Here is a 25,208-nt window from a genome sequence, read left to right as displayed (position 1 = left end):
CCGGTATTAACGCTGCCCAAAACCGCAGCGCAGCAAGAGTTCCTCACTCACCCCGCCGCCCCCCTTGACCGCACTCCCGCCCTGGAGCAGCCGTTCGAGGTAGCGGGCGATGACATCCACCTCCAGGTTCACCTTCACCCCCGGCTGCCAGGCTTTAGCGGTCGTCACGGCCAGGGTATGCGGCACCAGGTTCAGCTCGAAGCGTGCACCGTCGATAGCGTTCACGGTCAGACTGATGCCATCCACGGTGATGGACCCCTTGGCTGCGATGTAGCGCGCGAGTTCATCCGGTGCCCGCAGGCGGAAGCGGATTGAGCGGGCATCATCCCAGCGCGCCTCAACCTCCCCCACTCCATCGACATGACCGCTGACCAAGTGACCGCCGAGCGGGGTGGAAAGGGTCAGGGCCTTCTCCAGGTTGACCTCGGACCCGCTTCGCAAGCTGCCGAGGGTGCTGTGCGCCAGGGTTTCCCCCGACACATCCGCGGCGAAGCTGGTGGCCGTCAGCTCGACCACCGTCAGACACACGCCCTGCGTCGCGATGCTGTCGCCAAGCTGTACGCCGTGCAAAAAACCCGCATCCGCCGTAATGACCAAGCGGCGGTCGCCGCCCGCATCGCGCAGGGATTGCACCCTGCCGACCGCCTGGATGATGCCCGTGAACATCCCGCCTCCCTATTTGGAGCAATGAAACATCATTCTAGCCCGAGATGACCTCAGGGGGCTTGACTGCAGAAATAACATGATTAATATCGCGAATCGTTCTCATTAACAGAAATGGATTGAACATCATGTTTTCCCGCACCACCCTCGCTTCCGTGCTCTCCGCCACCGTTCTTCTGCCCCCCCTGACCTTCGCCGACGAAAACCTGCTCGGCTACACCATGGGCGCCGAGACCCTGCCCAAGGGCGCGGCGGAAGGCTATCTGTGGATCACCCACCACGGGGACAAGCGGCGCGGCAATTACGCGGCCCAGTACCTGCGGGCGGAATACGAGTACGGTGTCACCGACCGCACCTCCGCCTCGGTCTACCTCAACGGTTACCGCCACGACTATGACTGCGGCGCAGAGGGTTGCGCCGGGCCTCTGGATGCACCGGAGATCACCGGCAGCTTGAACAAGACCCAGTTCTCTGGCGTTTCGGCCGAGGTGAAGCACATGCTGCTCTCCCCCTACAAGGACGACCTGGGCGTCGCCCTGTACGGCGAGGTGACGTACGACACCGTGGACAGCATCACCGGTGAGAAAGGCCAAGGCTTCGAGTTGGAGGGCAAGGTCATCTTCCAGAAGCCCTACCTCGACGGCCAGCTGCAATGGCTCACCAACCTGGAGCTCGAAGCCGAGTCCTGGCGGCCGCGTGGCGGCGAGGGGACGGACTATGCCATCGCCCCGCGCCTGAGAAGCGGCGTGGCCTACCGCTTCGCGCCCAATTGGTTCGCGGGCGTCGAGGGCTGGGTGGATGTGGAGATGCTCAAACCTGCAGGGGGGGCCTGGGAGTTCGACCACTGGGATGCCTTCGCCGGGCCGAGCCTCCACTACGGCGGCAAGCGTTGGTGGGCCACCTTGACCTATGCCAACCAGCTCGCGGGCTCCGACGAGAGCAACGACAACCGCACCGGGCGCCACCTGGCCGACCACGAGAAATACGAGGTCCGCCTGAAGCTCGGTTACAACTTCTGAAGGCCCCATCATGCGTGAATTCGCCCCCCTCCTCATCCTCCCCGCGGCGGCCATGGTGGCCGGGCCGGCCCATGCCATCGAATACCTCACCACCGAGCAGGCGCAGAAGGCAATCTTTCCCGAGGCCGACCGCTTCGTCGCCACGCCGCTGCTGCTCTCCGAGCCGCAGCGCGAGGCCATCTCCGACCAGGCCGGCGTCAAACAGCGCTGGGAGCGGCAGGATGTCTGGCGCGCGGAGAAAAACGGCCAGTTGATCGGTTGGTTCATCGTCGACAACGTGGTCGGCAAGCACGAGTTCATCACCTATGCTGCGGGGCTCCTGCCAGAAGGCAAGGTGAAGGGCGTGGAGGTGATGGTGTTCAAGGAGACGCATGGCGACCAGATCCGCGAGGCCAGCTGGCGCAAGACCCTGGAGGGCAAGACCCTGGCCGACCCGTTCAAGCTGGATCAGGACGTGCCGAACATCAGCGGCGCCACCCTCTCCTGTCGCAATGTCATGCTGGGGGTGAAGCGCCTGCTGGTCATCCAAAAGCTGTTTCTTGCAACCCCCTGAGGTCAGACCCATGCAGGGCATCCGACGCATGCGGCCGCTGCTCGGCACCTTCGTCGAGATCCAAGCGCGCGCGCCCGCCCGCCTTGCCGAGACGGGCATCGAGGCGGCCTTTTCGGCCATCGACGCGGTGCAGCGGCAGATGAGCTTCTTCGATGCGGAGAGCGACCTCTCGCGCATCAACCTCTACGCCTGGAAACGGCCCGTGGCGGTCAGCCCCTCCACCTTCCGCGTCCTCTGTCTTGCTCGCCACGTGGCGCGTGATAGCCAGGGGCTGTTCGACTTCAGCGTCGGCGGACGGCTGGTGCGCACGGGGAGGCTTCCCGACCACGGCTTCCCCACGCTGGACGAAGAGGGCTGGGATGCCCTCGAACTGCTGCCCCGCCTGCGCGTGCGGCTCAAACGCCCGGTGGTGATCACCCTCGACGGCATCGCCAAGGGCTTTGCCGTGGATGCCGCCGTGCACGCCCTGCTGGCGCACGGCGTGACCCGGGGGGTGGTCAACGCCGGCGGCGATCTGCGCCTGTTCGGCCCCGACCCCGTACCGATCGCGGTGCGCGAGGCCAGCGGCGCAATCAGCCCCCTCGGTTCCTTCCACAACACGGCGATGGCGACCTCCGCGGTCGGCCTGTCACTGGAGGACCAGGGGCGATTCCCATCCTGCATCGTCACGCCTGCCGGCTGCGACGGCGCGGCTTGCCCGCATTTTTCCGCCTGCCCGAGGGCCTGGACGGTCATGGCAGGCGAGGCCTGGCGAGCGGACGCGCTGACCAAGGTCGCGGCGCTGGCGCCGGACGATGAACGGCACGCACGCATCGCGAAACTGGGCGGCCGGCTGATCGTTGCGGGAGAGGACGGCGGGGAACACTGATAGAATCCATCGCGGCGAGGCCCGTGCTCCTGACGTAGGAGGCCCGCCCCCGGGCCGATGGCCTCATGCCCCATCGCGGCAGGGGCGCCGCTCCTGCAAGCAAAAACGTAGGAGGCCCGCCCCGGGCCGATGGCCTCTTGCCCATCGCGGCGAGGGCGCGGCTCCTACAGGCAAAACGTAGGAGGCCCGCCCTCGGGCCGATAACCCCTGCCCCACCGCGGCGGGGGCGCTCCTACATCGTCTCCGGAGATTCATGTGAACGGTTATCCGGCGGGCTTCGTCCGCATCCTCTTCGCCACCCTCACCCTGCTGTTCGCCAGTGGCCTTGCGCTCGTGCCCAACGCGCTCGATACCCGGCTCGGCCTGGACCTCGGCCTGTGGTCGCTGGGCGGTCAACGCACCTGGGCCGCCGCCCTCCATGCCGCGAGCTTCTTCACCACGCTGATGCTGCTCGGCGCACTCTGGACGGTGCACATGCGGGCGGGCTGGGTACGGCGGGAGAATGTCTTCTCCGCCATCCTGCTGCTGGTGGCTTTTGGTCTATTGGTCGTCAGCGGGCTTGTGCTCTACTACGGCGACGAACTTATCGGGCAGGTTGCCCTCGGCATCCACCTGCTCGCGGGCTTTCTGTTGCCCGTGCTGCTGTTCGCCCACCTGATCGGTGCGGTCCAGGCCCAGCGCCGCTGCGGCCTGCGCCGGCCATAAAGCATGGACGGAGGCCTGCCCCGGACCGATCCGCCCATCGCGGCGAGGCGCCGCTCCCCCATGGGATGAGCGACGCCACAACCTTACCTCTCCAAGGCGAACGACAACGGCAGGGTGAAATCCCACTGCCGGCGCTCGATCCCGGCCGGGAAGGGCGGGAACGGAGCCGCCTGGCGCACGGCCTCGAGGGCTGCCTCATCGAGCAGCTCGCTGCCCGAGCTCTCCACCAGCCGCACCCCAGCCAGTCGGCCATCCGCCCCCACGGTGAAGGCCACCACCACCCGCCCCTCCAGCCCCAGGCGCCGTGCCATGCGCGGATAGTGCTTGTGCTCGTCGACCGCCTGGCGAATGCGGGCACGGTAGCCATCCTCCAACGCAGGATCAGGCGCCGGTGTCACCGGCTGCGCCGCGGGAGGCTGCACGACGGGCAGGGGGGCCGGTGACGGAGACGCGACGGGAGCCTCGGAAGCCACCGCAGACTCGACCGGCCGCGCCCGGGCTGGCTCGACGGCGGGCGCGGCCGGCTTGGGGGGCGCGGCCTTGGCGGGCCTCGGCTTCACGGGGATCGGCTTCGGCTCCGGACGCTCGATAGGGGGCTGCTCCGGAACTCCCTGCAAGGGGGGCGCCTCCTCTGCGGGCGCGGGTTCCGCCGGGGCGGGTCGCTCGACCGGAGCGGGGGCCTGGAACATCGCAAGCGTCAGTGGCACCGGCGTGGCCGGCGCGGGGGTGAGGCTGGAACGCTCCGTCAGCCACCAGGCGATGAGCGCGATCAGCACCCCGTGGATGAGCAGCGAGGCGATCCATGCCGGGCGTGCCCGGCCTTCCGCCCCCCTCACCCCTTGCGCACCGTGACGATGCTCACCCGCTCAAGATGGTATTTCTGCAGCAGGTCGAGCACCTGAACAAAATCGCTGAAGGGCACGCCGGCGTCCACGCGCAGGAGGATGGCCTGCTCGCGCGCAGCATGGGCGAGTTGCTGGTCCAGTTCGATCAGGTGCACGGGGGCCCCACCAAGGTAGACCTTGCGCGCCTCGTCGATGCTGATCTCCATCGGCTTCTCGCTGGCGGGCTGGGCAGCGTGCTCGGCCTCGGGAAGCTTGAGCGGGATGCGCCCCTGGGCGACGAAGGTGGCGGTGGTGAGGACGATGGCCAGGAGCACCAGCATGATGTCGATGAAGGGAATGACATTGATCTGGTCGAAGCGCTTCATCTCACAGGCCCTTGAGCGCCCGCCACTGGCCCATCAAGACCTCCACCCGCCGGGTCAGGCCGTTGTAGATCATGATCGAGGGGATGGCGACCAAGAGCCCCGCCGCGGTCGCCTTCAGTGCCAGCGCAAGGCCGAGCATGATGTGGTTCACGTCCACCTGGCCGCCTTGCCCCATCTCATAGAAGGTGATGAGGATGCCGAACACGGTGCCGAGCAAGCCGACGTAGGGGGCATTCGCGCCGACCGTGTAAATCCAGGTCAGGTTGCGGGTCAGCGCGATGTTGAGCGTGTCCGGATGGGTGAAGCCGGCCAGATCGACCCGCCGGTAATAGCTCCAGCGCTCGATCGCCATCGCCAGCATCATCACGCTCATCAGCCCAAGCAGGCCGAGGACGGCGAAATCGAGGGTGGTCTTGAGGGGTTCCAGCATCGGACGCTCCATCGGTCTGCAATCAGCGATCAGGGAAACTTATCACCAAACCCCTCCGAGCAGGCAAACCGCTCAGGCCGAAGGGTGGAGGATCAGGCGCAGGTCGCCCCCCACCCGGCGCACATCCTGCCAGTGCCAGCGCCGAGCCTGATCCAAGCGCGCAAGTTCCGGCAGGACCGCCAAGGGCTGGGCGGTATGCCCAAGGAGCGTGGGGGCAAGATAGAGGATCAGCTCATCGACAAGGCCCGCGGCGAGCAGGGCCCCGCCGAGACGCGCCCCGGCCTCGACCCAGACTTCGTTGATCTCGCGGCGGGCGAGATCGTGGAGGATCCTGTCAAGGTCGAGCCCCCTCTCCCCCGACCCCTGATCCCTCCTCTCTGTCCTTTCCGGCATCCCTGCCGGAAACCCCTTCGGGGTTCGGCCATCGAGAGCTCCCTCCAGGGGGGAGGGGGGCATCAGCGGCGCATCGAAGATCACCGCTCCCGCCTGCCCCAACTCAGCGCGTTTGGCGAAGTCCTGGCTTGCGGTGTAGATCCACAGCGGGCCCACCGGCATGGCGTTTGGCGGTACGCCCCCCTCTCCCCTGGAGGGAGAGGGGTCGGGGGAGAGGGGGAGAAACACACCACTCTGCGGAGTCATGCGTAATGTTCGATCCAGGATCACCCGCACCGGCTGGCGCACAGGCCCTTCAATGGCTAGTTCATCGGCGCTTAAACGCACATTCAGCCGGGCCTGATCGCGGAGCACCGTCTCCGCGCTGGAGAGGATGGCGGAGGACTGGGCACGCCAGAACTGTACATCCCGCCGGGCCTCGGGCCCCGTGATCCACTGACTGGCGCCGTTGGCCAAGGCCGTTCGGCCATCGAGCGAGGCTCCCCATTTGAGGCGCACGAAGGGGCGACCTTGGGTCATGCGCTGGATAAAGCCTTGATTCAGCGCACGCGCCTCATCCTCCAGCACCCCGCTGAGCACCTCGATGCCGGCGGCGCGCAGCATGGCCTCCCCGCCCCCAGCCACCTTGGGATTGGGATCGCGCATGGCCATCACCACGCGCGCCACCCCAGCCTCGATCAGGGCGTTCGAGCACGGCCCGGTCCGGCCATGGTGACAGCAGGGCTCGAGGGTGACGTAGGCCGTTGCACCGTGCGCGCGTGAGCCTGCCATGCGCAGGGCATGGACCTCGGCATGCGGCTCGCCGGCACGGGCGTGGAAGCCCTCGCCGACGATTCGACCTTCGCGTACGATCACACAGCCGACCCGGGGGTTGGGGTGGGTGGTGTAGAGACCGCGCCGGGCAAGCTCCAGCGCGCGGGCCATGTAGCGCACGTCATCCACGCTCATTCGCCATCATCCCGGCTTGCCATCGATGCGCGCACGAAGAAGCATCGGCGCGTAGACGGCGAGGAAGAGGATAAAGGCCACTCCCCAGAGCAGAGCCGCGAGCGGCGCGGCCCAGGCGAGGGCGGCAGGATCCAACACGGGGGCCAGCACCCGTAGTACAGCGCCGGCAAGCACGAGCAGGAAGGCCGGCAGCGTTCCGCGCGGGGCCGGGTAGACGGCCCGCCCGGTGTGGCCGAGCGTCACCCGCGCCATCATGCCGACCGTCGCCAGCCCCACCCCCCCGGCGAGCAAGGCATGGCGGGCTGCCCCGGCAAGCCCGGCGTGGTCCGCTGCCTGGCCCATGGCGACGAGCCCAAGCCCAAGGACCAGCCAGACCCCCGCCAGCCAAAGCACCCACAGCAGCGGCTCGCGCCACAGGCCCGGGGCATACCAGCGCCAAAGCACCCAGACCGCAAGCAGACCGAGCGCCGCCGCGAGCCCGGACTCGAGCCATGGCACGCCGAACACCCCGGCGAGCAGCAGCAGGGCATACAGCACGGCCCCCGTCCGGTAGGCGCGCGCGGGCACCCTGGCGGTGACCGGCACGTTCAGGCGCTTTTCGATGAAAAACGGCGCCACGCGCACCCCCATCACCAACAGCACCCCGATCACGGCCCCCTGCCCCAGCGCGACTCCCATGGCATGCCCCGCCGGCCACAGGCCGAGCATGGCGAGCCACCAGGCGAGGTTGGCGAGCGCCAGCAGAAGCAACAAAGACGGGAAGATCAGTCGGTTGGCGGGGTTGTGCCAGAGGGTGCGGGCAAGCACCACCGCAAGCAGCAGATCGAAGCCCACATCCGCCGCGGCAAGCAGGGGCAGGAGGTCGGGCGGCGCAAACGGCAGGAACAGCCGGGGCGCGGCCCACAAGGCGAGCATGGCGGCAAGTGGCAGGTCCTGCGGGGTACGCACCCCGGTCCAGTTCCGCGCCGCGGTCAGCAGGAAGCCTGCGATGACCGCCACCGCGTAGCCGAACAGCATTTCGTGACCATGCCAGGCATGGGTGAGCGGAAGCACGGCGAACGGCTGGGCCAGGGCAAGGCCCCACAGGGCCATGGCCAGCACCGCCCACAGGGCAGCGGCAAGAAAGAAGGGCCTAAAGCCCAGGTTGAACAGGGCAAAGCCGGTGGGCGGAGGGCTCCGTGGATCGAGGATCAACATCCCGCGCATCCCTCGCCGGTCACTGCCCCCGCGCCTCCTGCTGCAAGCGCTCGATCAGCTCGCGGAAGGCCGCGACGTCCTCGAAGCTCTTGTACACCGAGGCGAAGCGGATGTAGGCCACCTGGTCAAGCCTGCGCAGGGCCTCCATGACCATCTCGCCGACCACCCGCGCCTCGACTTCGCGCTCGCCGCGCTTCATCAGCTCGCGCTCGATGTGGGCGATGGCCTCCTCGACCCGCTCGGTGGGCACCGGGCGCTTTTCCAGCGCCCGCAACATGCCGCGGCGCAGCTTGTCCGCGGAGAACAGCTCGCGCGTGCCGTCGCGCTTGATGATGCGCGGAAGCTGCAGCTCGGCGGTCTCGAAGGTGGTGAAGCGCTCGCCGCAGGCGGGGCACTCCCGCCGACGACGAACCTGCGTGCCATCCTGCGTCAGGCGGGAATCCGCCACGCGGGTGTCTTCAGCGCCGCAGAAGGGGCATCTCATGACCCAAGCCCTCCATCCTTTGCCCTGCCATCAACGCCCCACGGCCTCCTTGTTGCGCTGGTATTCCTCGAGGGTCGTCCCCGCGGCCTCCAGGCAACGTGTGCGATCCACCTCATCCGGGATGTTTTGGCAGGCATGACGCTGGTAGGACTGCCCTCCGGCATAGCGCTGCTGCGGTGTGCATGCCATGCAGAGGACCCCCACCAGACCTGCGGCCACAAGGCGCAGCCCTGGCATCCCGTCCCCTCGCGTCCTGCCTTGGGCCATCTCAGGCATACACCGGCAGGCGCTTGCAGACCTCCAGCACCTTGCCCTTGACCGCCTCGACCGTGGCCGCCTCGCCGCGCGCGTCGATCACATCGCACATCCAGCCGGCCAGGGCCACGCACTCGGCCTCCTTGAAGCCGCGGGTGGTGATCGCCGGGGTGCCGATACGGATGCCGGAGGTGACGAACGGCGACTGCGGGTCGTTCGGCACGGCGTTCTTGTTGACGGTGATGTTGGCAGCGCCCAGCCAGGCGTCCACGTCCTTGCCGGTCAGACCCTGCTGGATGAAGCTGACCAGGAACAGGTGGTTGTCGGTGCCCTTGGAGACCACGTCGAAACCGCGGCCCATGAACACCTTCGCCATGGCCTGGGCGTTCTTCACCACCTGCTGCTGATAGGCCTTGAATTCAGGCTCCAGCGCCTCCTTGAAGGCCACGGCCTTGGCGGCGATGACGTGCTCCAGCGGGCCGCCCTGGATACCGGGGAAGATGGCGGAGTTGATCTTCTTCTCGATCTCCGGGTTGGCCTTGCCGAGGATGATGCCGCCGCGCGGGCCGCGCAGGGTCTTGTGGGTGGTGGAGGTGACCACGTCGGCATAAGGCACCGGGCTCGGGTAGACGCCTGCGGCGATCAGGCCGGCGACGTGCGCCATGTCGACCATCAGCAGGGCACCCACCTCGTCGGCGATGGCGCGGAAGCGGGCCCAGTCGACCACGCGGGAATAGGCCGAGAAGCCGGCGATGATCATCTTCGGCTTGTGCTCGCGGGCCAGGCTCTCGACCTGTTCGTAGTCGATCTCGCCGGTGGCCGGGTTCAGGCCGTATTGCACGGCGTGGTAGCTCTTGCCGGAGAAGTTGACCTTGGCGCCGTGGGTCAGGTGGCCGCCATGGGCCAGGGACATGCCCAGCACGGTGTCGCCCGGCTGCAGCAGGGCGAGGAACACCGCGCCGTTGGCCTGGCTGCCGGAGTGCGGCTGGACGTTGGCCCAGTCGGCGCCGAACAGCTGCTTGAGGCGATCCATGGCGAGCTGTTCGATCACGTCGACATACTCACAGCCACCGTAATAGCGCTTGCCGGGATAGCCTTCGGCGTACTTGTTGGTCAGCACCGACCCTTGCGCCTGCATGACACGCGGGCTGGTGTAGTTTTCCGAGGCAATCAGCTCGATGTGCTCCTCCTGACGCTGGCGTTCGTGCTCCATCGCCTGCCAAAGCTGATCGTCGTAGCCTGCAATCGTCATGTCTCGGGTAAACATTCGGCGCACCCCAATGCTGCAAAAGTTCTGAAAAAACGAATACCCGGCACGGGCCGGGTCGAAAACTTGGGGCGTAGTTTACCTCAAAAGCGGCACGCCCGGCATGGCCGGGCGTGCATAACAGCATGAAAGGACTGCATTCCTTGGCCGGGGCGCACCCGCATGACCCTGCGGATGCATCCACTGCGCGGAGAGATCACTTCCAGCCGATGAACTTGGCGGCCTGCTCGACCACCTCATCGCCGTACAGATCCATGAAGAAGTGGTCCGCCCCCTCGATGGTCACCGCCTGGATGCGCTTGCCATCCGCCACCTTGGCCATCTTCTCGGGCAGCCCCTTCACCGTGGTGTCGTTCGATCCCATGATGACCAGCACGGGCTTCTTGGTTTTGGCGAGCAGGGTCGGGGTGTCCATGCGCGGATCGTCCTTGTAGTAGCTGACCACGCTCTTGGCCGCCGCGCGGGTCTTCTCGCAATAGATGAAATCCATGTCGATGAGGGTGTCACCCTTCCCCTCCTTGACCAACTTCTCGGCCTTCTCAAGCAGCGGCTTGAGTTCGACCTTGTAGCGCGCCTTGTAGTCCTTGGCCAGGTACCCCGGCTCCCAGGTCTGCGGGGCGACGAGCACGGCGGAGGTGTAGACCGGGTCATCCTTCTCGGCCAGCGCCCAGGCGGTCTGATTGCCGCCGCGCGAGTGGCCCAGCAGGGCGATGCGGGTGGCCCCCTTGTCCTTCAGCCACGTGGTCCAGGCAGCGATCTCCTCGATCGCGTCGGTGTGATTGTGCACGTGGGGGGTCGGACAGTCATACATGCTCGAGGGGCGCGCATCCAGGCCATAGCTGAGGTTGATCGCCAGGCTGTTGTACCCCTTGGCCTTGAGTCCCTCCTGCAGGGCCTTGATCAGCTCCATGCCGTTGTGCGCCAGGGTGCCGTGGGTGATCAGCACCACGCCATCCTTCGGACTCTTGCCCGCGGCCAGTTCGAGGTTGGCGCGCAGGGTCAGGTCGCCGGCCTTCTGTGTGACTTCCTCTGCGGCGAGGGGAGCGGCAACGGCAACCAGGGCAGCGGCGATCAGGGTACGGAATGGACGAAACTTGGCGTGATGCAGAGTCATGGAGGGCTCTCCGGTGGATACAGCTTTTCAGCATGGCCCGGCGGTGGCGCGAGGAACAATCAAGGATCTTTTAATCTCCATCGAACGCCCTTATGAACATCCGGTCCTTGATGCCATTAAACTAGCGGCATCCCATCCCGAACCCCAAGGAACATCCCATGATTTCCCCTGAAGAACGCAGCCAACTGGCCAAGATCCTGCGCGAGCAATGGCCGAGCGAGACGATGAAGGCCAGCGAGTACGAGACTTTCCTGGAGTACTGCGAGCTGATCGAGGTCAAGCAGGGCGAGATCATCGCCGACATCGGCGAGGTGGGCGAGGCGCTCTACTTTGTGGTCGAGGGCGAAGTCTCGCTGGTCACCGGCAGCCCGGCCAGCGAGGTCGAGGTGGGCCGCATCCACGCCGGCGAATTGATGGGCGAGATGAGCTTCTTCGACCGCAAACCGCGCCAGGTGCGCCTGAAGGCCGCCACCCCGCGCGACCGCCTGCTCAAGCTGAGCCGGCCGATGTACAAGCGCCTGCGCATCGAGCACCCCTACATCGCGGTGAACCTGCTCGAATACGCCATCATCAGCCTGGATCACCTGTTCCGGCGCGCCAGCGAGGATGTCACCATCCTCAGTCACTACCTCTACGCCGGCAGCAAGTTCTGATCCTGCCTTACGCCAAGCCCGCCTGTGCCGCGGCCCGCTCGGCCAGGCGCAGGAGGGACTCCGGCGCGAGCAGCAGGGCATCGCCCGACGCCCCACGCAGGTAGGACTGAATCAAGTCCTTGGGGATGGCCCCCGGCGGCAGCTCGATGGCGTGCAGCGGCACGGCATCCTCCAACTCATAGCCGCGGATGTCGCTGATGTCATCCAGACGCAGCGCCAGCCGCGGGGTACGGCCATCGGAGGTGAGGTAGAGAAAGACCGTGTGCTGGGAAGAGCGCAGGCTCTCGCGGGCGAACTCGAAGGTGCGATGCAGGGCCTTGAGCGTGGTTTCGCGCTCAAGCCGCAGCCGCGCCATGGCATCGCCCCGCCCCTGCATCCGCTCCACTTCCAGGAGCTCATCGGCCAGGGCATGGATGCGCTGGTGCGGGGCATCGAAGTCCGGCCAGATGGTGCGCAGCGCATCATCCTCCGGCTGGTAGCTGTCATACCAGCGGCCAAAGGCACACTTGTGCGGGTTCTTTTCCTTGGTGAACGGCTGACCGGTGGCGAGGCTGTGCTCCAGGGCATCCAGCCAGTCGAGATGATCCTTCTCGCGCGCCTCCAGCATGGCGATCAGCTCGTCCTTGCGCTCTTCCTGGTTCTGGCGCCCCAACAGATGGGCGAAATCCAGGACCGGCACCACCGTGCCCTGATAGTCGATCAGACCGATGAACCCCGGCAGGGTGCTGGGGATCTGCCGCAGGCGCGAGGTGTCCTGGCTGATGGTCAGCACATGCGCCACCTCCAGGGCATAGGGCACACCCTCGATGGCGAAGGTGAAGACCTGAAGCGCCCCCTGCATACTCAGAAGATCGTTTTTCATGGATTGCCTATCCTCAGGTTCGTGGCGCGACCAAGGCGGAGAGGATGGTCTCCGCCATCTTCGGCAGGGGCACCACCCGCTCCGCCGCCCCCAGGCGGTAGGCCTCGCCCGGCATCCCCCACACCACCGAGGTGCGCTCATCCTGGATGAGGGTCACCGCCCCGGCCTGGCGCATGTGCAACAGCCCCTCAGCCCCGTCCTTGCCCATCCCGGTCATCAGCACCCCTACCGCTTTCTCGCCGCAGGCCTTGGCCACCGAGTCGAACAGCACGTCCACGCTCGGCTTGTGCTTGGACACCGGCGGGGCGTCGGAGAGGATGCAGCGCAGCACCCCGCCGCGATTGACCACCAGAAGATGCTGCGTCCCTGGGGCGACATAGGCATGGCCGGGCTTGATGATGTCGCCTTCCTCGGCCTCCTTGACCGTCAGGCGCGAGGCCTGGTTGAGCCGGTCGGCGAAGGTGGCGCTGAACGAGCCGGGGATGTGCTGGGTGATGACCACCCCCGGGATCTCCGGCGGCAGCCCCTCGAGCACGATGCGCACCGCCTCCGTCCCCCCGGTCGAGGCGCCGATGGCGATCACCCGGCTGGCATCGGCGAGCTTGCCGCTACTGGCGCTCAGGGGACGCCCGCCCATACCCCCGCTCAGGCGCTGCTGGGCCAGGCGGCGCACCGGGGCGCGGGCTGCGGCCTTGACCTTGAGGATGATCTCCTGCACGTAGTCCTGCACATTCAGCCCGCCCCCACTGGTCGGCTTGGCCACCACGTCGAAGGCGCCGAGCTCCAGGGCCTCCAGGGTCGCCTGCGCCCCCTGCGTGGTGTGGGTGGAGACCATCACCACCGGCATGGGGTGCAGGCGCATCAAGTTGCGCAGGAAGGTCAGCCCGTTCATGCCGGGCATCTCCACATCGAGGGTGATGACATCCGGCTCGTGCTGCTTGATCAGCTCCCGTGCCTCGTAGGCATCCTTGGCCATGCCGACCACCTGGATCGCGGGGTCCTCGCCCAGGGCACGGGCCAGGGCCTTGCGGATCAAGAGCGAGTCATCGACCACCAACACCCGCACCGGACGCTCTTCAGTCACCATCCCCCCTCTCCTCAAGCGCGCAGCCGGTAGATGGTGTTGCCCACCAGATCGAACCGATGGGTCAGTCCATCCAGAGTCTCCGAGTGGCCGATGAACAGGTAGCCGCGCGGGGCCAGCAGGCTGGCGAAGCGCTCCACCAGCCTTTTTTGCGTGGCCTGGTCGAAGTAGATCATCACATTGCGGCAGAAAATCACGTCAAAGGGCCCCTTCATCGGCCAGTCCTTGAGCAGATTGAGGGGCTTGAAGGCCACCATGCGCCTAAGCTCCGCATCCACCCGGACTTGACCTGCGTTGGCGCCGCGCCCACGGAGGAAGAAGCGCTGCAAACGCGCATCGGAAATACCCCGCAAGTTGTCTCTCCAATACACACCATGCTGCGCTGCCTGGATGACATTTGTATCTACGTCGGTCGCCAGGATGCGGATATCCCACTCAAGCCACGGCGGCACCTCCTCCTCCAGCACCATGGCAATCGAGTAGGGTTCCTCGCCGGTGGAGCAGCCTGCCGACCAGATGCGGATGCGCCGCTCGCGCTCCTTCTTGTGCAACAGCTCGGGGATGACCGTGCGGGCAAGGTACTCGAAGTGGTGCGGTTCGCGGAAGAAGCTGGTGAGGTTGGTGGTGACCGCATTGATGAGGTTGGTCAGCTCCTCCGCCTCATGGGTGCGCAGGTAGGCGCGGTATTCGGCGAAGGTGTTGAGACCCAGGGCACGCAGCCGGCGCGCCAGGCGCGAGTAGAGCATGTCGCGCTTGTTGTCGCTGACCACGATGCCGGTGTGATCGGTCACCAGGGCGCGCAGGAATTCGAAGTCCGCTTGGGTGAACTCGAACTCGCGTGCCGTCGTTCCATCGCTCATGAGACCCTCCTCAGCCGCTGGCCGGGCACAGCAAGTGCCCGGCCAGCGGCATAATCATCAGAACTGATCCCAGTCGGCATCATCTCTTGCCGAAATAGGCGCGGCCGACGCCGGGCGGGCCGAGGAAGCTGCGGAACGCGGGGACGGACTGCCCACAGCGACACCAGACACGGCGCGACGACGCACGCCAAACCCCGGCTCCTTCTCGACCTTGAAGAACTGGATCAGGCTCTGCAAGCCCTGGGCCTGCTCGTCCAGCGAGGCGCTGGCGGCCGCAGCCTCCTCCACCAAGGCAGCATTCTGCTGGGTCATCTCGTCGAGCTTCACCAGCGCCTTGTTGATCTGTTCGATACCGATCGCCTGCTCCTTGCCAGCGGTGGCGATCTGGGCAATGAGATCCCCTACCTCGGCGACGCTCTGGTTGATGTTGTCGAGCATCTTGCCGGTTTCGTCCACCAGGAGCGAGCCATCGGCCACCTTCTCCAGCGAGTCCTTGATCAGGCCCTTGATCTCCTTGGCGGCGGAGGCGGAGCGCTGGGCAAGGTTGCGCACCTCGGCGGCCACCACGGCAAAACCACGCCCCTGCTCACCGGCGCGGGCGGCCTCCACCGCGGCGTTGAGGGCCAACAGGTTGGTCTGGAAGGCGATCTCATCGATCACGCCGATGATGTCGGCGATCTTCTTGCTGGCGTTGTTGATCTCCTGCATCGCGCCGATGGCACGCTCGGCAATCTTACGCCCATCCACCGCCTGGGAACGGGTCTGGTTGGCCAGCTTGTCGGCACGGGCGGAGTTTTCCGCATTGTTCTTGACCGTGCCGGTGATCTCCTCCATCGCCGAAGCGGTGGATTCCAGGCTGGAGGCCTGCTGGTCGGTCCGCCGCGACAGGTCGTGGTTACCCTGGCGGATTTCACCAGAGGCAGTGGTGATGTTCTGCGCTGTGGCGCGGATCTCCATCGCCATCTGCTTGAGGTTTTCCATGGAGGCATTGAGGGACTCCTGCAGACGCGCGAACTCACCGCTGTACTGCCCACTCATGGTGTGCGTCAAATCGCCCTCGGCGAGGGCATTGATGGTGACCTGGGCGGCATGCACGGGGGCGGCCACCGCATCCATGAGGCGGTTGATGCCCTCCGAGAGGGTCTTGATCGAACCCTCGCTCATGGCCTGCGTGTCGATGCGACCATCCAACTCACCCTGCGCCGCCAGCCGGATCAGGCGCTGCACTTGCTCTTCCGCCAGGTGCTGCTCGGTGACATCCTGAAACTCCAGGCGGTTGCCCATATATTGCCCGCGCGGACCGCGGATGAGACCGACCGCCACACGGTAGTAACGCCCGCCAAAGCTGACCTCGAACACGTAGGGCATGCGGTTGGGCGAGGCAAAGACCTCACGCAAGGCCGGGTTGCCACGCAGCAGCCAGGTGCCCGGGGCCCCTAGCACCGCCTGCGGGTCGAGCTCGGGGAAGACCTCGCGCATCTCCGCGCCATAGCGGGTGAGCAAGGTCTGCATGGCCGGGTTGAGGTGGAAAACCTGGAAATGCTCATCCAGATACAGCAGGTTGGCCGAGGCGCCGTCGATGGAGGCGCGCAGGCGGGTAGTCAAATCCTCCAGGCGCACCTGCTCGGTGATATCGGAGGCCAGCTTGATGACCTTGAAGACCTTGCCCTCCAGGTCCTTGACGGGCACATAGTCGGCATCCAGGGTCACCGTGCGGCCATCGCGGGCGATGCGCTGGATGCGCCCAGATTGCGCCTCGCCTGCGCGCAGCTGGGCCCAGAAGTTGGCGTAGGCCGCACCCTGCGCCTCCTCCTTGGGCATAAAGATACGGTGGTGCTTGCCGCGCAGCTCCTCCAGGGTGTAGCCCATGACTTGCAGGAAGGCGCTGTTGGCGGTGAGGATAGTGCCATCCGGGGCGAACTCGATGCGCGCCATGAGCCGGTTGAGGGTGGTATCAAGGGCCTCCTTCTCCTGCCTAAACAGGGTCTGCTCGGTCTCGTCGAACCATTCCAGTACATTGCCAAGATATTCGCCCTGCGGACCTTCCACATAGTGGGCGACAAGGCGGAAGCTTAGGCCACGGCTATGGATGCGTCCGGTGTAAGGCAGGCGCAGCGGGTCGCGCAGCAGGGTACGCTGGTGCGCCGGGTTGCGGTGGAAGCTGTCCATGGAACTGCCCAGCACCCGTTCGGGATGGAAACCTGGGATCATCTCCCGCAACGCCTCGGCATGCTTTTTGTGCATGACGCGCATGGCATCATTGAGGTAGATGATGATGCCGTCGGCATCGGCAATGGCCGTCGGTGTATCGGATTCGGCCACGGCCACGCGCAAGGCCGCCATTTCAATGCCGGCATAGCGCTGCTGGAGGGCGGATTGGTCGGACTTGTGAGCGGTAGACATAGGCAAGTCTCCTTTTGTGTGCGGCGGCATGGTGGCCGGTCAGGACGAAACAGGGCCTGCTGCATCAACCAGCATCAAACTGGTATCGAGCAGGCGATCGAAATCGAGGATGGTGAGCAACTGCCCCTTGCTATCCACCAGGCCAAGGACAAAGCCCTCCAGGCCTTGGGCAGTCACTTCGGGGGGCGGCAGGATGGCCTGCGGGGCCAAGTCATGCACCTCGGCTACGGCATCCACCACCACGCCCATGATGCGATCGCGCTCGGGGCTTAGGACGCGCAAGACGATGACGACGGTTTGCGCGCCATAGGTCACTTCGGGCAGGCCCAGGCGCAAGCGCAGGTCGACCACCGGCACGACGGAGCCGCGCAGGTTCATGACCCCGCGCACAAACCCCGCGCTATTGGGGATGGGGGTGGTTGGGCCCCATTCGCGGATCTCCTGCACGCGCAGAATGTCCACGGCATATTCCTGCCCATGCAGGATGAAGCTTAGGTATTGCAGCACATCTCCCCGGACACCCCCCGGCGTGCTGACGTCAGGACGAAGCGCATTCATGCCAGACCTCCTCTGCGCCCTTCCAGACGGCGCCCAAGCTGGAAGATGCCGCCGATATCGAGAATCAGGGCCACGGTGCCATCACCGAGGATGGTGGAACCCGAAAGCCCCTCTACTTTGCGGAAGTGAGTCTCCAGGCTCTTGATCACCACTTGTTGCTGCCCCAACAGGTCGTCGATCATCAACCCCACCTGCACCCCATCGCCCTCCACTATGACCAGCAGCGGTCGCTCGCTGGCCTGGCCTTGGGGCAGGCGAAAGATCTCGTGCAGACGGATGACGGGGATGTATTGGTCGCGCAGCTTGTAGACCTCGGCTCGGCCCGCCACGCGTGCCAGGTTGTTAGGATTGAGTTGCAGCGATTCAACGATGGAAAGCAAGGGCAGGACGAAGATCTGCCCGCCCACGACGATCAGTTGACCATCCATGATCGAGAGGGTCAGCGGCAGGCGCAGGATGATGCGCGTGCCCCGTCCTTGCTCACTCTTGACCTCAAGCGAGCCGCCAAGCGCTTGGATGTTACTTTTGACCACATCCATACCCACGCCGCGGCCAGAGAGGTCGCTGACCTTCTCGGCGGTGGAAAAGCCAGGCAAGAAGATCAAGTCATAGATGCGCTCCTCGGGGAGGTTTTCCTCCGCGCCGATCAAGCCGCGCTCACGCGCCTTGGCCAGTACCCGCTCCTTGTCGATGCCACGACCATCATCAATGATCTCGATGACGATGCTGCCGCCCTTGTGATAGGCCTGCAAGATCAACTTGCCAACCTCAGGCTTACCCTGCGCACGCCGCACCTCGGGCGGCTCCAGACCGTGATCAAGGGCATTGCGCACCAGGTGAACGAGCGGGTCGCCGATCTTCTCCAGCACGGTCTTGTCCAGTTCGGTGTGCTCGCCAACGATCTGCAGCTCCACCTCCTTGCCCAGTTGCCTTGCGACGTCATGCACCATGCGCGGGAAGCGGTTGAAGGCCACCGAGATCGGCAGCATGCGGATGCGCATGACGTTTTCCTGCAGCTCGCGCGTGTTGCGCTCCAACTGCGCCAGGCCATCGCGCAGGCGCTGCAGCATGCCGATGTGGAAACCGTCGCGCTCGACCTCCTCGCTGAACTGGCCGAGCATGGACTGGGTGATGACCAGCTCGCCCACGAGGTCGATGATGGCATCCACCTTCTCGATCCCGACGCGGATGGAGCCACCCTCCTTCGCCGCAGCGCGGCCGCTGCCGCTTACCGGCGCGGCCGCCTCTTTGGGCGGCGTGGTCGCAGGCGTGGCGAGGGCGGGCGGGGAGATGGCCTCGGCCGCCGCAGGTGAAGGTGCGGGTGCCTGCTCCGGGGCTTCCTCCAGCGGCCAGTCCTGCACCTCGGCCTCGAACGCAGGCTCGGCCTGCGGCGGCACATCGCTGTCAGGTTGGTCCACGGCTTCGGCCGGCTGCGCGGAGCCGCCCTCCTCGTCCGAAAGGCTCATTGGCAGGGGCTCGATCGTCACCTCGGCCTGGTCCATGACCCAGGCGAAGATCTCCTCCACCGCCTCGCGCGGGATGTCGCCGTGGACGATGATCTCCCAGGCCAGGTACTCCTGGCGGGGGTTGAGGTCTTCCACCCGTGGCAGGGCGTCATCCAGCAGGCGAACCTCGACCTCCCCGAGACTGCGCACCTCGCGCAGGATGAACAGCGGCTCGGCCCCACCGGTGCCCAGGGTCTGGCGCGGGTTGTAGTAGATACGCCAGCCGGGGCCCAGCGGGCGGTGCGGGGCCGCGGTCTGGGCGGGGGGCGCAGACGGGGCGACCGGGGTGGCCGGAGTGGCCTCGGACCCGGGCACATCCGATTCGGCCACGTCCTCCGTGGCCTGCATCGCGGGCAACGGGGCCGTGCCCGATTCGGGCATGGCCGGCTCGGCCTCACCATTCATCAGCTGTTTCAGCAGGGCAAGCGATTGCTGCTTGGCGGCCTCGTTGGCCGGCCGCGCATCGCGTGCGGCGAGGAGCAGGTCGCGCATCACGTCCACCGCACCGAGCAGGGCCTTGACCGTGGCCTCGGTCATCGGCCGCTGGCCCTCACGGATGGCATCCAGCAGGGTTTCCAGCAGGTGGGTGTATTCGGCCACCTCACCAAGCCCCAGGGTCGCGGCCCCACCCTTGACCGAGTGGGCCACGCGGAAGATGGAGTGGATGCGCTCGGCGTCCGCCGCGCCCCCCGCCTCCAGGGCCAGCAGGTCACCCTCCATGTGATCGATCATCTCGAAGCTTTCTTCGAAGAACGGTCCAAGGAATTCTGCGAGATCCATGACTCACTCCTCCCCGGTCAACAGGGCGGCCATGCCCAGCACCTGCGCGGCCTCGCGCACCGCCGGGGTCAGTCCATGCCAGTGCACGACCTTGCCCAGGCGCTGGGCATCGCGGGCAAAGGCATAGAGCAGCTGCATGCCCGCGGTATCCACCTGCTCCAGGCGGGAGGCATCGATATCGATCACCTCGGGGCTATCCCCCAGCACCGCCTCGAGCTGAAGCGCCATGGAGGCGAGGTCCGCCACCAGCAGGTCTTCCGGTAACTGTAGATGATGCATGCCATGCTCCTGGCTGTCTGTTCCACCTGCGCCGCAGGTCATATCGGCCGTCTCATTCGGGTCTTGAGCCTCGGGCTCCTCGATCGACCCAAGCAGCGGCTCGTTGGGCTGTTCTGGCTCGCCATCCCTGGCGGCTACTTTTTTGTGCCCGGTTCATCCACCCGGGCCAGGTCGTACTGTTCTTCTCCCGGTGCCTCGACGGGCGTCAGCAGCCGGGCCTGGCGCCCAAGCTCGGCATCAAGCAGGGCATCGATGTCCAGGGCGTCCAGTTCATCACCCGCCGGTTCGGCCACGGCCGCCGTTTCCACCACCGGTTCCACCGGCACGGATAGATCCAGGCCCTGATCGTAGCCTTCCTTCGCGGCCGCAGGCACCGGGGCCTGCGGCTCGACCACCAACTCATCGGCATGAGGAGCCGGCGCGGGCGCCACACTGGCTGCCGTGCCGAGCACATCCTCCAGCAGGGCGTCGATGTCCGCCGCGGCCACGGGCTCGCTGCCTGCGGCCTCCGCCGCGGGCGCGGCGGTGGCGGCGGGTTCCGGTTCTGTCCCGACCACCACATCATCCGCGACGGCCAGATCCAGCAGCGCCTCATCCCCCTCCGGCTTGGCCGCTGGCGGTGGGCCGTCCGGCGGGGCTAGGGGCTCGGCGGCGTGGGCCGGCTCGATCCTGCTGACGGCGGCCGCCGCCATGCCCACGCCTCCCGCCTGCAACAGGGCCTGCAACAGCGCCTCGGCGGTAGGGGTGATCTCCTGCCCCCGTCCCCGGCCGTATTCCTGCACCAGGGTATTGATGGTGGCGAGCGCGGTGTCCAGGTGTTGCTGGGTCTGCATCCGCTGCTGCTCCAGCCCCTCGACCTTCGCCTGCAAGCCTGCCCGCTCCGCCTCCAAGGCCTGGATGACCTGGTCCTGCGTCAGGTCCTCCTCCGGCGCAGCGGGTGCCGCAGCGGCTTCGATGACCTGCCGCAGGCTCAGCAGGCGGGCCGGCAGGCCGGCCAGTCGTTCGGCATCCCGGGTGAGGTAGGCGCGGGCGAACTCGCCCAACAGCTCCCGCTCCTTCTGCACTACCTCGCCCTCGCCCGGCAGCCTAGCCGCCGCATCGCGCAGGGCTTCGGCCGCCTTCAGGCGTGCCCGCCCGCGCGCCCAGGCGAGTCCCGCCGCCACCAGGGCAGCCACACTGGTCACCGCGGCGATCTCGGCGGTGAGGATAAAGAGGCTGGTTTGAATCTCGGCGCTCATGATGTGGCAAACCCTTTCAGCACGTCAGCGATCTGCTGCTGCTTGCGACGGCGAACAAAACCCAGCAAGCCCCATGCCAAGAGACCGGCCAGCAGGTTGGTGCCGCCCACCACCCCGGCGATCACCGGCCAACCACCGCCCGGCCCCTGCCCCTCGGCGGCCTCCGGGGCCCCACCGGGCAGTGGGGCGAGTGGCCGGGCCGGGGCGGGCCAGGCGATGGGGCGGCCATTGACCAGACGGCCATCCAGCCTCAGCTTGAGGCTGCAGGCCTTGCCGGATTGCTCCGGGCTCAGATCGAGGACAAAGCCCTCGCCCTCGGCCACCAGCCCCACCGGGATGGGGCCGCCCGGTGGGCAGTCGAGCAGGCCGCTGATCGTTGCCTCGCTGGCGCGCACCCGGCTGGCATCGACCGAGGCCGTCACGCGGTAATGGCGTGCCGCGCCCTCGCCCACCGGTTCGATGCCGATCTGCATCAGCTCGGTGGGATCGACGTCAAAATCGTGGCGGATCAGGCGGGTGAAGGTCTTGGCGCTGGCCTCGAGCATGAGCAGCTGCGGTCCCGGGCGCAGGCCATCGCCCAGGCGCTGGTTGATCACCCCATCGCCTGCCACGAAGTCCCCGCCCCGCCCCTGGTCGGCAACAAAGCGTTCGCGTGGCGGCTCGCCGGCCGGGCCAGTGGCGAGCTTGAGCGAGACGGTGTTGTGGAAGCGTTCGTCCTTGAGCAGCTCGCCCTTCTCGGTGAACCACGCCGCCCAGTCCACCTGCTCGCCCAGGTACAGGGTGTTGGGCAGCGGCAGGCTGTTGAGGCGCAGGTCGGAGAGGATCAGCGCACGGTTGTCGGGATCGAGCGCGCCCTGGATGCGCCAGTGCCCAGGCAGGGGCCGGTCGATGGTGATCAGGTCGTGCCCTTCCTCCCGCGCCCAGCGCCAGCCGGGCAGCCTCGCCGCCTGGGCCTCGTCCACTGCCCGCCCATCGGGGGGCACGATGCGGGTGGGCGCCGCCTCGGGCGGGCGGAACACCAGCAGGGTGAGCTGGGCGACGGTGGCGTCCACGGTAAAGGCATTGTCCTTGAGCGGCAGGGCGTCGCGCGGGGCGCTCTTCTCGAACAGGCGCAGGAAGATGCGCTGCAGCTCGGCGGCATCGTCGGTGCGCGCGTACACCCCGTCGGTGCCGCGCGCCAGGGCCTGCAACAGGTCGTGGTCCGCCTCGGCGGAGAGGGCGATGGTGTGCAGCCGCGCACCGAGCTGCTGGGCCCGCGGCAGCAGGGTGTCGAGGATGGCCTGGCGCGCCTTGGGATTGACGCCCTCCTCCTTGCTGATGTCCACCATGCCGTCGGTCAGGAGGATGACATGCCGGCGCACCTGCTGCGCGGCCGCAGGCTCCCAGCCGGCAAGGGCCGCCTCCAGCGCCGCGCCAATGTTCGTAAACGGGGCCTCGGAGCTTATCCTGCCCGCGGCCGCCAAGGCGGCCTTGCGCCAGGCGTCCGTCACCGGCGCGGGCTTGAGCAGCTCGCGCACGTCCTCGCCAAAGAACCACAGCCCACCCTGCGCCTCCGGCGGCAGCAGACCGACCAGGAGGCGCAGGGCGGGGGCACGCAGGTTGCGCGGGTCGGTGCGCTTCATGCTGCCGGAGATGTCGATCAGCACCCGCACCTCGGGCGCGGGCAGGGGCTTGCCGGGTTCGGCCAGGGTTGCGGGCGGCAGGGGGGGCTCCTGAACGGTGTCCGCCCAGGCGGTCACGGAACCCAACGCCCCAAGCAGCGTCAAAAGAATGGCGAACCCGGCGACAAGAGACGCCCACGGCGATCGCATGCGCTGGTGATCACCGCTCGCGCAGGAGCGGCGCCCCCGCCGCGATAAGGCCCAGGAAAGGGTCATCGGCCCGAGGGCGGGCCTCCTACGCCGCCAAAACCTTGCTGGAAGCGGCTCCACCTTTTCCGCATAATCCCGCCCATCCTTTTTCCTCACAGCAAAGCTCGGCATGGCCCAGTACATCTTCACCATGAACGGCGTGGGCAAGGTCGTCCCGCCAAAGAAATACATTCTCAAGGACATCTACCTCAACTTCTTCCCCGGCGCCAAGATCGGCGTGCTGGGGTACAACGGCGCGGGCAAATCCACCCTGCTGCGCATCATGGCCGGGGTGGACAAGGACATCGTCGGCGAGGCCCGCCCGCAGCCCGGCATCAAGATCGGCTACCTGCCGCAGGAGCCGCAGCTCGATCCCAGCAAGGACGTGCGCGGCAACGTGATGGACGGCATCGGCGAGATCGCCCAGCTGCTCCAGCGTTTCAATGACATTAGCAATGAGTTTGCCAACCCCGACGCGGACTTCGACAAACTGCTCGCCGAACAGGCCGAACTGCAGGACAAGATCGACGCCGCCGGCGGCTGGGACCTGGACCGCAAGCTGGAGATCGCCGCGGATGCGCTGCGCCTGCCGCCCTGGGATGCGGACGTCACCAAGCTCTCCGGGGGCGAACGGCGCCGGGTGGCGCTCTGCCGCCTGCTGCTCTCCAACCCGGACATGCTGATCCTGGACGAGCCGACCAACCACCTGGATGCCGAGTCGGTGGCCTGGCTGGAGCGCTTCCTGCAGGAATACCCGGGCACCGTGGTCGCGGTCACCCACGACCGCTACTTCCTCGACAACGTGGCCGGCTGGATCCTGGAGCTCGACCGCGGCCAGGGTATCCCGTTCGAGGGCAACTACTCGCAGTGGCTGGAGGCGAAGGAGAAGCGCCTGGCGCAGGAAGAGAAGACCGAGTCCGCCCGTCGCAAGGCCATGGAGGCCGAGCTGGAGTGGGTGCGGCAGGGCGCCAAGGGCCGGCAGGCCAAGTCCAAGGCACGTCTGGCCCGCTTCGAGGAGATGCAGTCGGTCGAATTCCAGAAGCGCTCAGAGACCAACGAGCTGTACATCCCGCCCGGTCCGCGCCTGGGGGACAAGGTGATCGAGGTGGAGAACCTCTCCAAGTCGTTTGGTGACCGTGTGCTCTACCAGGGGCTGTCGTTCTCGGTACCCAAGGGCGCGGTGGTGGGCATCATCGGCCCGAACGGGGTGGGCAAGTCCACCCTGTTCAAGATGCTCACCGGGCAGGAAAAGCCGGATGGCGGCAGCATCACCCTGGGCGAGACCGTGCAGCTCGCCTACGTGGACCAGAGCCGCGATGCGCTGGATGGCAACAAGACCGTGTGGCAGGAGGTCTCTGACGGGCTGGACGTGATCCAGGTCGGCAAGTTCGAGATGCCGAGCCGCGCCTACCTTGGCCGCTTCAACTTCAAGGGCGACGCCCAGCAGAAGTTCATCAAGGACCTCTCCGGCGGTGAGCGCAACCGCGTGCACCTGGCCAAGCTGTTGAAGTCCGGCGGCAACGTGCTGCTGCTCGACGAGCCGACCAACGACCTGGACGTGGAAACCCTGCGTGCGCTGGAGCAGGCCATCCTCGACTTCCCCGGCTGCGTGCTGGTGATCTCGCACGACCGCTGGTTCCTGGACCGCATCGCCACCCACATCCTCGCCTTCGAGGACGACGGCGGCGTGACCTTCTTCCAGGGCAACTTCCAGGAATACGAGGCCGACCGCCACCGCCGCCTGGGCACCGATGCCGATCAGCCCAAGCGCCTGAAGTACAAGCGCCTGGAGCAGTGAAGGCTGACCGTGACCACCCCCTCCGCCGAGGGGGTTTTCGTTTCCGGTTGGCGCTGATCACGGCGTAGTATCATGCCTATGCGCAAGACTGCCATGAGGCACGTCCCCTCCCCCCCTGGCGGGGGAGGGTTAGGGAGAGGGGGATGCATTGCCATGCGTGATCACCCTCTCCCCCATCCCCTCCCCCATCAAGGGGGAGGGGAGCATGTTTTTCGAATGCGTCTCAACCCTC

General features: G+C 66.7%; 25 protein-coding genes. 6 read left to right on the top strand and 19 right to left on the bottom strand.

Features of this window, described 5'->3' with window-relative positions; genetic code table 11:
* Nucleotides 1-6: 6 nt before the first annotated feature.
* Complete coding sequence (locus V6D91_RS10655) at nt 7-666, bottom strand: riboflavin synthase (RefSeq protein ID WP_347320336.1); 660 nt, start codon at nt 664-666, stop codon at nt 7-9.
* Between the two features lie 125 nt (nt 667-791).
* Here V6D91_RS10655 and V6D91_RS10650 point away from each other — a divergent pair, with 125 nt between their 5' ends.
* The 4 genes from V6D91_RS10650 to V6D91_RS10635 all read left to right on the top strand — a co-directional run bounded on the left by V6D91_RS10650 (nt 792) and on the right by V6D91_RS10635 (nt 3,808).
* On the top strand, nt 792-1,682 hold the full coding sequence (locus V6D91_RS10650; protein ID WP_347320334.1) for a DUF6662 family protein: 891 nt from the start codon (nt 792-794) through the stop codon (nt 1,680-1,682).
* Between the two features lie 10 nt (nt 1,683-1,692).
* Nucleotides 1,693-2,235: an FMN-binding protein gene (locus tag V6D91_RS10645; RefSeq protein WP_347320332.1), complete on the top strand. Its 543-nt coding sequence runs from the start codon at nt 1,693-1,695 to the stop codon at nt 2,233-2,235.
* Between the two features lie 10 nt (nt 2,236-2,245).
* On the top strand, nt 2,246-3,103 hold the full coding sequence (locus V6D91_RS10640; protein ID WP_347320331.1) for an FAD:protein FMN transferase: 858 nt from the start codon (nt 2,246-2,248) through the stop codon (nt 3,101-3,103).
* Between the two features lie 255 nt (nt 3,104-3,358).
* On the top strand, nt 3,359-3,808 hold the full coding sequence (locus V6D91_RS10635; RefSeq protein WP_347320329.1) for a hypothetical protein: 450 nt from the start codon (nt 3,359-3,361) through the stop codon (nt 3,806-3,808).
* An 83-nt stretch (nt 3,809-3,891) separates the two neighbouring features.
* Here the strand turns inward: V6D91_RS10635 and V6D91_RS10630 are convergent, their stop codons facing one another.
* From V6D91_RS10630 to V6D91_RS10590, 9 genes are all read right to left on the bottom strand, one after another.
* The gene (locus V6D91_RS10630; RefSeq protein WP_347320327.1) at nt 3,892-4,644 is read right to left on the bottom strand and encodes an energy transducer TonB; all 753 of its coding nucleotides are present in this window, start codon (nt 4,642-4,644) and stop codon (nt 3,892-3,894) included.
* Nucleotides 4,641-5,018 carry a biopolymer transporter ExbD gene (locus V6D91_RS10625; RefSeq protein WP_347320325.1) on the bottom strand — a complete coding sequence of 126 codons (378 nt, stop codon included), beginning with the start codon at nt 5,016-5,018 and terminating at the stop codon, nt 4,641-4,643. The genes V6D91_RS10630 and V6D91_RS10625 overlap by 4 nt, the downstream gene beginning before the upstream one ends.
* 1 nt (nt 5,019) lies before the next feature.
* A complete protein-coding gene (gene exbB / locus V6D91_RS10620; RefSeq protein WP_347320323.1) occupies nt 5,020-5,448 on the bottom strand; it encodes a TonB-system energizer ExbB in 429 nt (142 codons plus the stop codon).
* Nucleotides 5,449-5,520: 72 nt separating this feature from the next.
* The gene (gene ribD, locus V6D91_RS10615) at nt 5,521-6,789 is read right to left on the bottom strand and encodes a bifunctional diaminohydroxyphosphoribosylaminopyrimidine deaminase/5-amino-6-(5-phosphoribosylamino)uracil reductase RibD (protein ID WP_347320321.1); all 1,269 of its coding nucleotides are present in this window, start codon (nt 6,787-6,789) and stop codon (nt 5,521-5,523) included.
* 6 nt (nt 6,790-6,795) lie between these two features.
* Nucleotides 6,796-7,986 (bottom strand): NnrS family protein, encoded by a 1,191-nt coding sequence (locus V6D91_RS10610; protein WP_347320319.1) that lies wholly within the window; start codon nt 7,984-7,986, stop codon nt 6,796-6,798.
* 19 nt (nt 7,987-8,005) lie between these two features.
* Nucleotides 8,006-8,470 carry a transcriptional regulator NrdR gene (nrdR, locus tag V6D91_RS10605; RefSeq protein ID WP_347320318.1) on the bottom strand — a complete coding sequence of 155 codons (465 nt, stop codon included), beginning with the start codon at nt 8,468-8,470 and terminating at the stop codon, nt 8,006-8,008.
* Nucleotides 8,471-8,500: 30 nt separating this feature from the next.
* A complete protein-coding gene (locus V6D91_RS10600; RefSeq protein ID WP_347320317.1) occupies nt 8,501-8,659 on the bottom strand; it encodes a hypothetical protein in 159 nt (52 codons plus the stop codon).
* A 79-nt stretch (nt 8,660-8,738) separates the two neighbouring features.
* Nucleotides 8,739-9,992, bottom strand: a complete 1,254-nt coding sequence (gene glyA / locus V6D91_RS10595; protein ID WP_347320316.1) for a serine hydroxymethyltransferase — start codon at nt 9,990-9,992, stop codon at nt 8,739-8,741.
* 196 nt (nt 9,993-10,188) lie between these two features.
* Nucleotides 10,189-11,106 carry an alpha/beta hydrolase gene (locus V6D91_RS10590; protein ID WP_347320315.1) on the bottom strand — a complete coding sequence of 306 codons (918 nt, stop codon included), beginning with the start codon at nt 11,104-11,106 and terminating at the stop codon, nt 10,189-10,191.
* A gap of 158 nt (nt 11,107-11,264) precedes the next feature.
* On the opposite strand from V6D91_RS10590, the gene V6D91_RS10585 reads away from it, so the two are divergent.
* Nucleotides 11,265-11,759: a Crp/Fnr family transcriptional regulator gene (locus V6D91_RS10585; RefSeq protein WP_347320314.1), complete on the top strand. Its 495-nt coding sequence runs from the start codon at nt 11,265-11,267 to the stop codon at nt 11,757-11,759.
* A 7-nt stretch (nt 11,760-11,766) separates the two neighbouring features.
* Here V6D91_RS10585 and V6D91_RS10580 read toward each other — a convergent pair whose 3' ends face one another.
* The 9 genes from V6D91_RS10580 to V6D91_RS10540 all read right to left on the bottom strand — a co-directional run bounded on the left by V6D91_RS10580 (nt 11,767) and on the right by V6D91_RS10540 (nt 23,067).
* Nucleotides 11,767-12,621, bottom strand: a complete 855-nt coding sequence (locus V6D91_RS10580; protein ID WP_347320312.1) for a CZB domain-containing protein — start codon at nt 12,619-12,621, stop codon at nt 11,767-11,769.
* A 13-nt stretch (nt 12,622-12,634) separates the two neighbouring features.
* Nucleotides 12,635-13,708: a chemotaxis response regulator protein-glutamate methylesterase gene (locus V6D91_RS10575; protein WP_347320311.1), complete on the bottom strand. Its 1,074-nt coding sequence runs from the start codon at nt 13,706-13,708 to the stop codon at nt 12,635-12,637.
* Nucleotides 13,709-13,719: 11 nt separating this feature from the next.
* Entirely contained in the window at nt 13,720-14,565 is an 846-nt protein-coding gene (locus V6D91_RS10570) for a protein-glutamate O-methyltransferase CheR (RefSeq protein ID WP_347320309.1), read from the bottom strand.
* Nucleotides 14,566-14,622: 57 nt separating this feature from the next.
* A complete protein-coding gene (locus tag V6D91_RS10565; RefSeq protein WP_347320307.1) occupies nt 14,623-16,968 on the bottom strand; it encodes a methyl-accepting chemotaxis protein in 2,346 nt (781 codons plus the stop codon).
* A 39-nt stretch (nt 16,969-17,007) separates the two neighbouring features.
* Nucleotides 17,008-17,526, bottom strand: coding sequence for a chemotaxis protein CheW (locus V6D91_RS10560; RefSeq protein ID WP_347320305.1), 519 nt, complete (start codon nt 17,524-17,526; stop codon nt 17,008-17,010).
* Nucleotides 17,523-19,811: a chemotaxis protein CheA gene (locus V6D91_RS10555; protein ID WP_347320303.1), complete on the bottom strand. Its 2,289-nt coding sequence runs from the start codon at nt 19,809-19,811 to the stop codon at nt 17,523-17,525. The genes V6D91_RS10560 and V6D91_RS10555 overlap by 4 nt, the downstream gene beginning before the upstream one ends.
* 3 nt (nt 19,812-19,814) lie before the next feature.
* The gene (locus V6D91_RS10550; protein WP_347320301.1) at nt 19,815-20,090 is read right to left on the bottom strand and encodes an STAS domain-containing protein; all 276 of its coding nucleotides are present in this window, start codon (nt 20,088-20,090) and stop codon (nt 19,815-19,817) included.
* Nucleotides 20,091-20,224: 134 nt separating this feature from the next.
* On the bottom strand, nt 20,225-21,328 hold the full coding sequence (locus V6D91_RS10545; protein WP_347320299.1) for a hypothetical protein: 1,104 nt from the start codon (nt 21,326-21,328) through the stop codon (nt 20,225-20,227).
* Nucleotides 21,325-23,067: a vWA domain-containing protein gene (locus tag V6D91_RS10540; protein WP_347320297.1), complete on the bottom strand. Its 1,743-nt coding sequence runs from the start codon at nt 23,065-23,067 to the stop codon at nt 21,325-21,327. Before V6D91_RS10540 ends, V6D91_RS10545 begins: the two co-directional genes overlap by 4 nt.
* 241 nt (nt 23,068-23,308) lie before the next feature.
* On the opposite strand from V6D91_RS10540, the gene ettA reads away from it, so the two are divergent.
* Nucleotides 23,309-24,976, top strand: a complete 1,668-nt coding sequence (gene ettA, locus V6D91_RS10535) for an energy-dependent translational throttle protein EttA (RefSeq protein ID WP_347320295.1) — start codon at nt 23,309-23,311, stop codon at nt 24,974-24,976.
* Nucleotides 24,977-25,208: the final 232 nt, after the last annotated feature.

Origin of the sequence: Thiofaba sp. EF100 (genome assembly GCF_039822285.1) — a bacterium.
Lineage (GTDB): Bacteria > Pseudomonadota > Gammaproteobacteria > Halothiobacillales > Halothiobacillaceae > Thiofaba.
The sequence above is the reverse complement of the archived record's forward strand: the minus strand, read 5'-3'. Positions and strand labels throughout refer to the sequence as shown.

Bases quoted from the DNA above. Each gene is read 5' to 3' on its own strand.
- V6D91_RS10625 (WP_347320325.1), bottom strand. From the start codon at position 5,018: ATGAAGCGCTTCGACCAGATCAATGTCATTCCCTTCATCGACATCATG.
- exbB (WP_347320323.1), bottom strand. From the start codon at position 5,448: ATGCTGGAACCCCTCAAGACCACCCTCGATTTCGCCGTCCTCGGCCTG.
- V6D91_RS10560 (WP_347320305.1), bottom strand. From the start codon at position 17,526: ATGAATGCGCTTCGTCCTGACGTCAGCACGCCGGGGGGTGTCCGGGGA.
- V6D91_RS10575 (WP_347320311.1), bottom strand. From the start codon at position 13,708: ATGGTGACTGAAGAGCGTCCGGTGCGGGTGTTGGTGGTCGATGACTCG.
- V6D91_RS10600 (WP_347320317.1), bottom strand. From the start codon at position 8,659: ATGGCATGCACACCGCAGCAGCGCTATGCCGGAGGGCAGTCCTACCAG.
- V6D91_RS10570 (WP_347320309.1), bottom strand. From the start codon at position 14,565: ATGAGCGATGGAACGACGGCACGCGAGTTCGAGTTCACCCAAGCGGAC.
- V6D91_RS10590 (WP_347320315.1), bottom strand. From the start codon at position 11,106: ATGACTCTGCATCACGCCAAGTTTCGTCCATTCCGTACCCTGATCGCC.
- nrdR (WP_347320318.1), bottom strand. From the start codon at position 8,470: ATGAGATGCCCCTTCTGCGGCGCTGAAGACACCCGCGTGGCGGATTCC.
- V6D91_RS10640 (WP_347320331.1), top strand. From the start codon at position 2,246: ATGCAGGGCATCCGACGCATGCGGCCGCTGCTCGGCACCTTCGTCGAG.
- V6D91_RS10585 (WP_347320314.1), top strand. From the start codon at position 11,265: ATGATTTCCCCTGAAGAACGCAGCCAACTGGCCAAGATCCTGCGCGAG.
- glyA (WP_347320316.1), bottom strand. From the start codon at position 9,992: ATGTTTACCCGAGACATGACGATTGCAGGCTACGACGATCAGCTTTGG.
- ettA (WP_347320295.1), top strand. From the start codon at position 23,309: ATGGCCCAGTACATCTTCACCATGAACGGCGTGGGCAAGGTCGTCCCG.
- V6D91_RS10580 (WP_347320312.1), bottom strand. From the start codon at position 12,621: ATGAAAAACGATCTTCTGAGTATGCAGGGGGCGCTTCAGGTCTTCACC.
- V6D91_RS10555 (WP_347320303.1), bottom strand. From the start codon at position 19,811: ATGGATCTCGCAGAATTCCTTGGACCGTTCTTCGAAGAAAGCTTCGAG.
- V6D91_RS10645 (WP_347320332.1), top strand. From the start codon at position 1,693: ATGCGTGAATTCGCCCCCCTCCTCATCCTCCCCGCGGCGGCCATGGTG.
- V6D91_RS10655 (WP_347320336.1), bottom strand. From the start codon at position 666: ATGTTCACGGGCATCATCCAGGCGGTCGGCAGGGTGCAATCCCTGCGC.
- V6D91_RS10565 (WP_347320307.1), bottom strand. From the start codon at position 16,968: ATGTCTACCGCTCACAAGTCCGACCAATCCGCCCTCCAGCAGCGCTAT.
- ribD (WP_347320321.1), bottom strand. From the start codon at position 6,789: ATGAGCGTGGATGACGTGCGCTACATGGCCCGCGCGCTGGAGCTTGCC.
- V6D91_RS10610 (WP_347320319.1), bottom strand. From the start codon at position 7,986: ATGTTGATCCTCGATCCACGGAGCCCTCCGCCCACCGGCTTTGCCCTG.
- V6D91_RS10545 (WP_347320299.1), bottom strand. From the start codon at position 21,328: ATGAGCGCCGAGATTCAAACCAGCCTCTTTATCCTCACCGCCGAGATC.
- V6D91_RS10550 (WP_347320301.1), bottom strand. From the start codon at position 20,090: ATGCATCATCTACAGTTACCGGAAGACCTGCTGGTGGCGGACCTCGCC.
- V6D91_RS10650 (WP_347320334.1), top strand. From the start codon at position 792: ATGTTTTCCCGCACCACCCTCGCTTCCGTGCTCTCCGCCACCGTTCTT.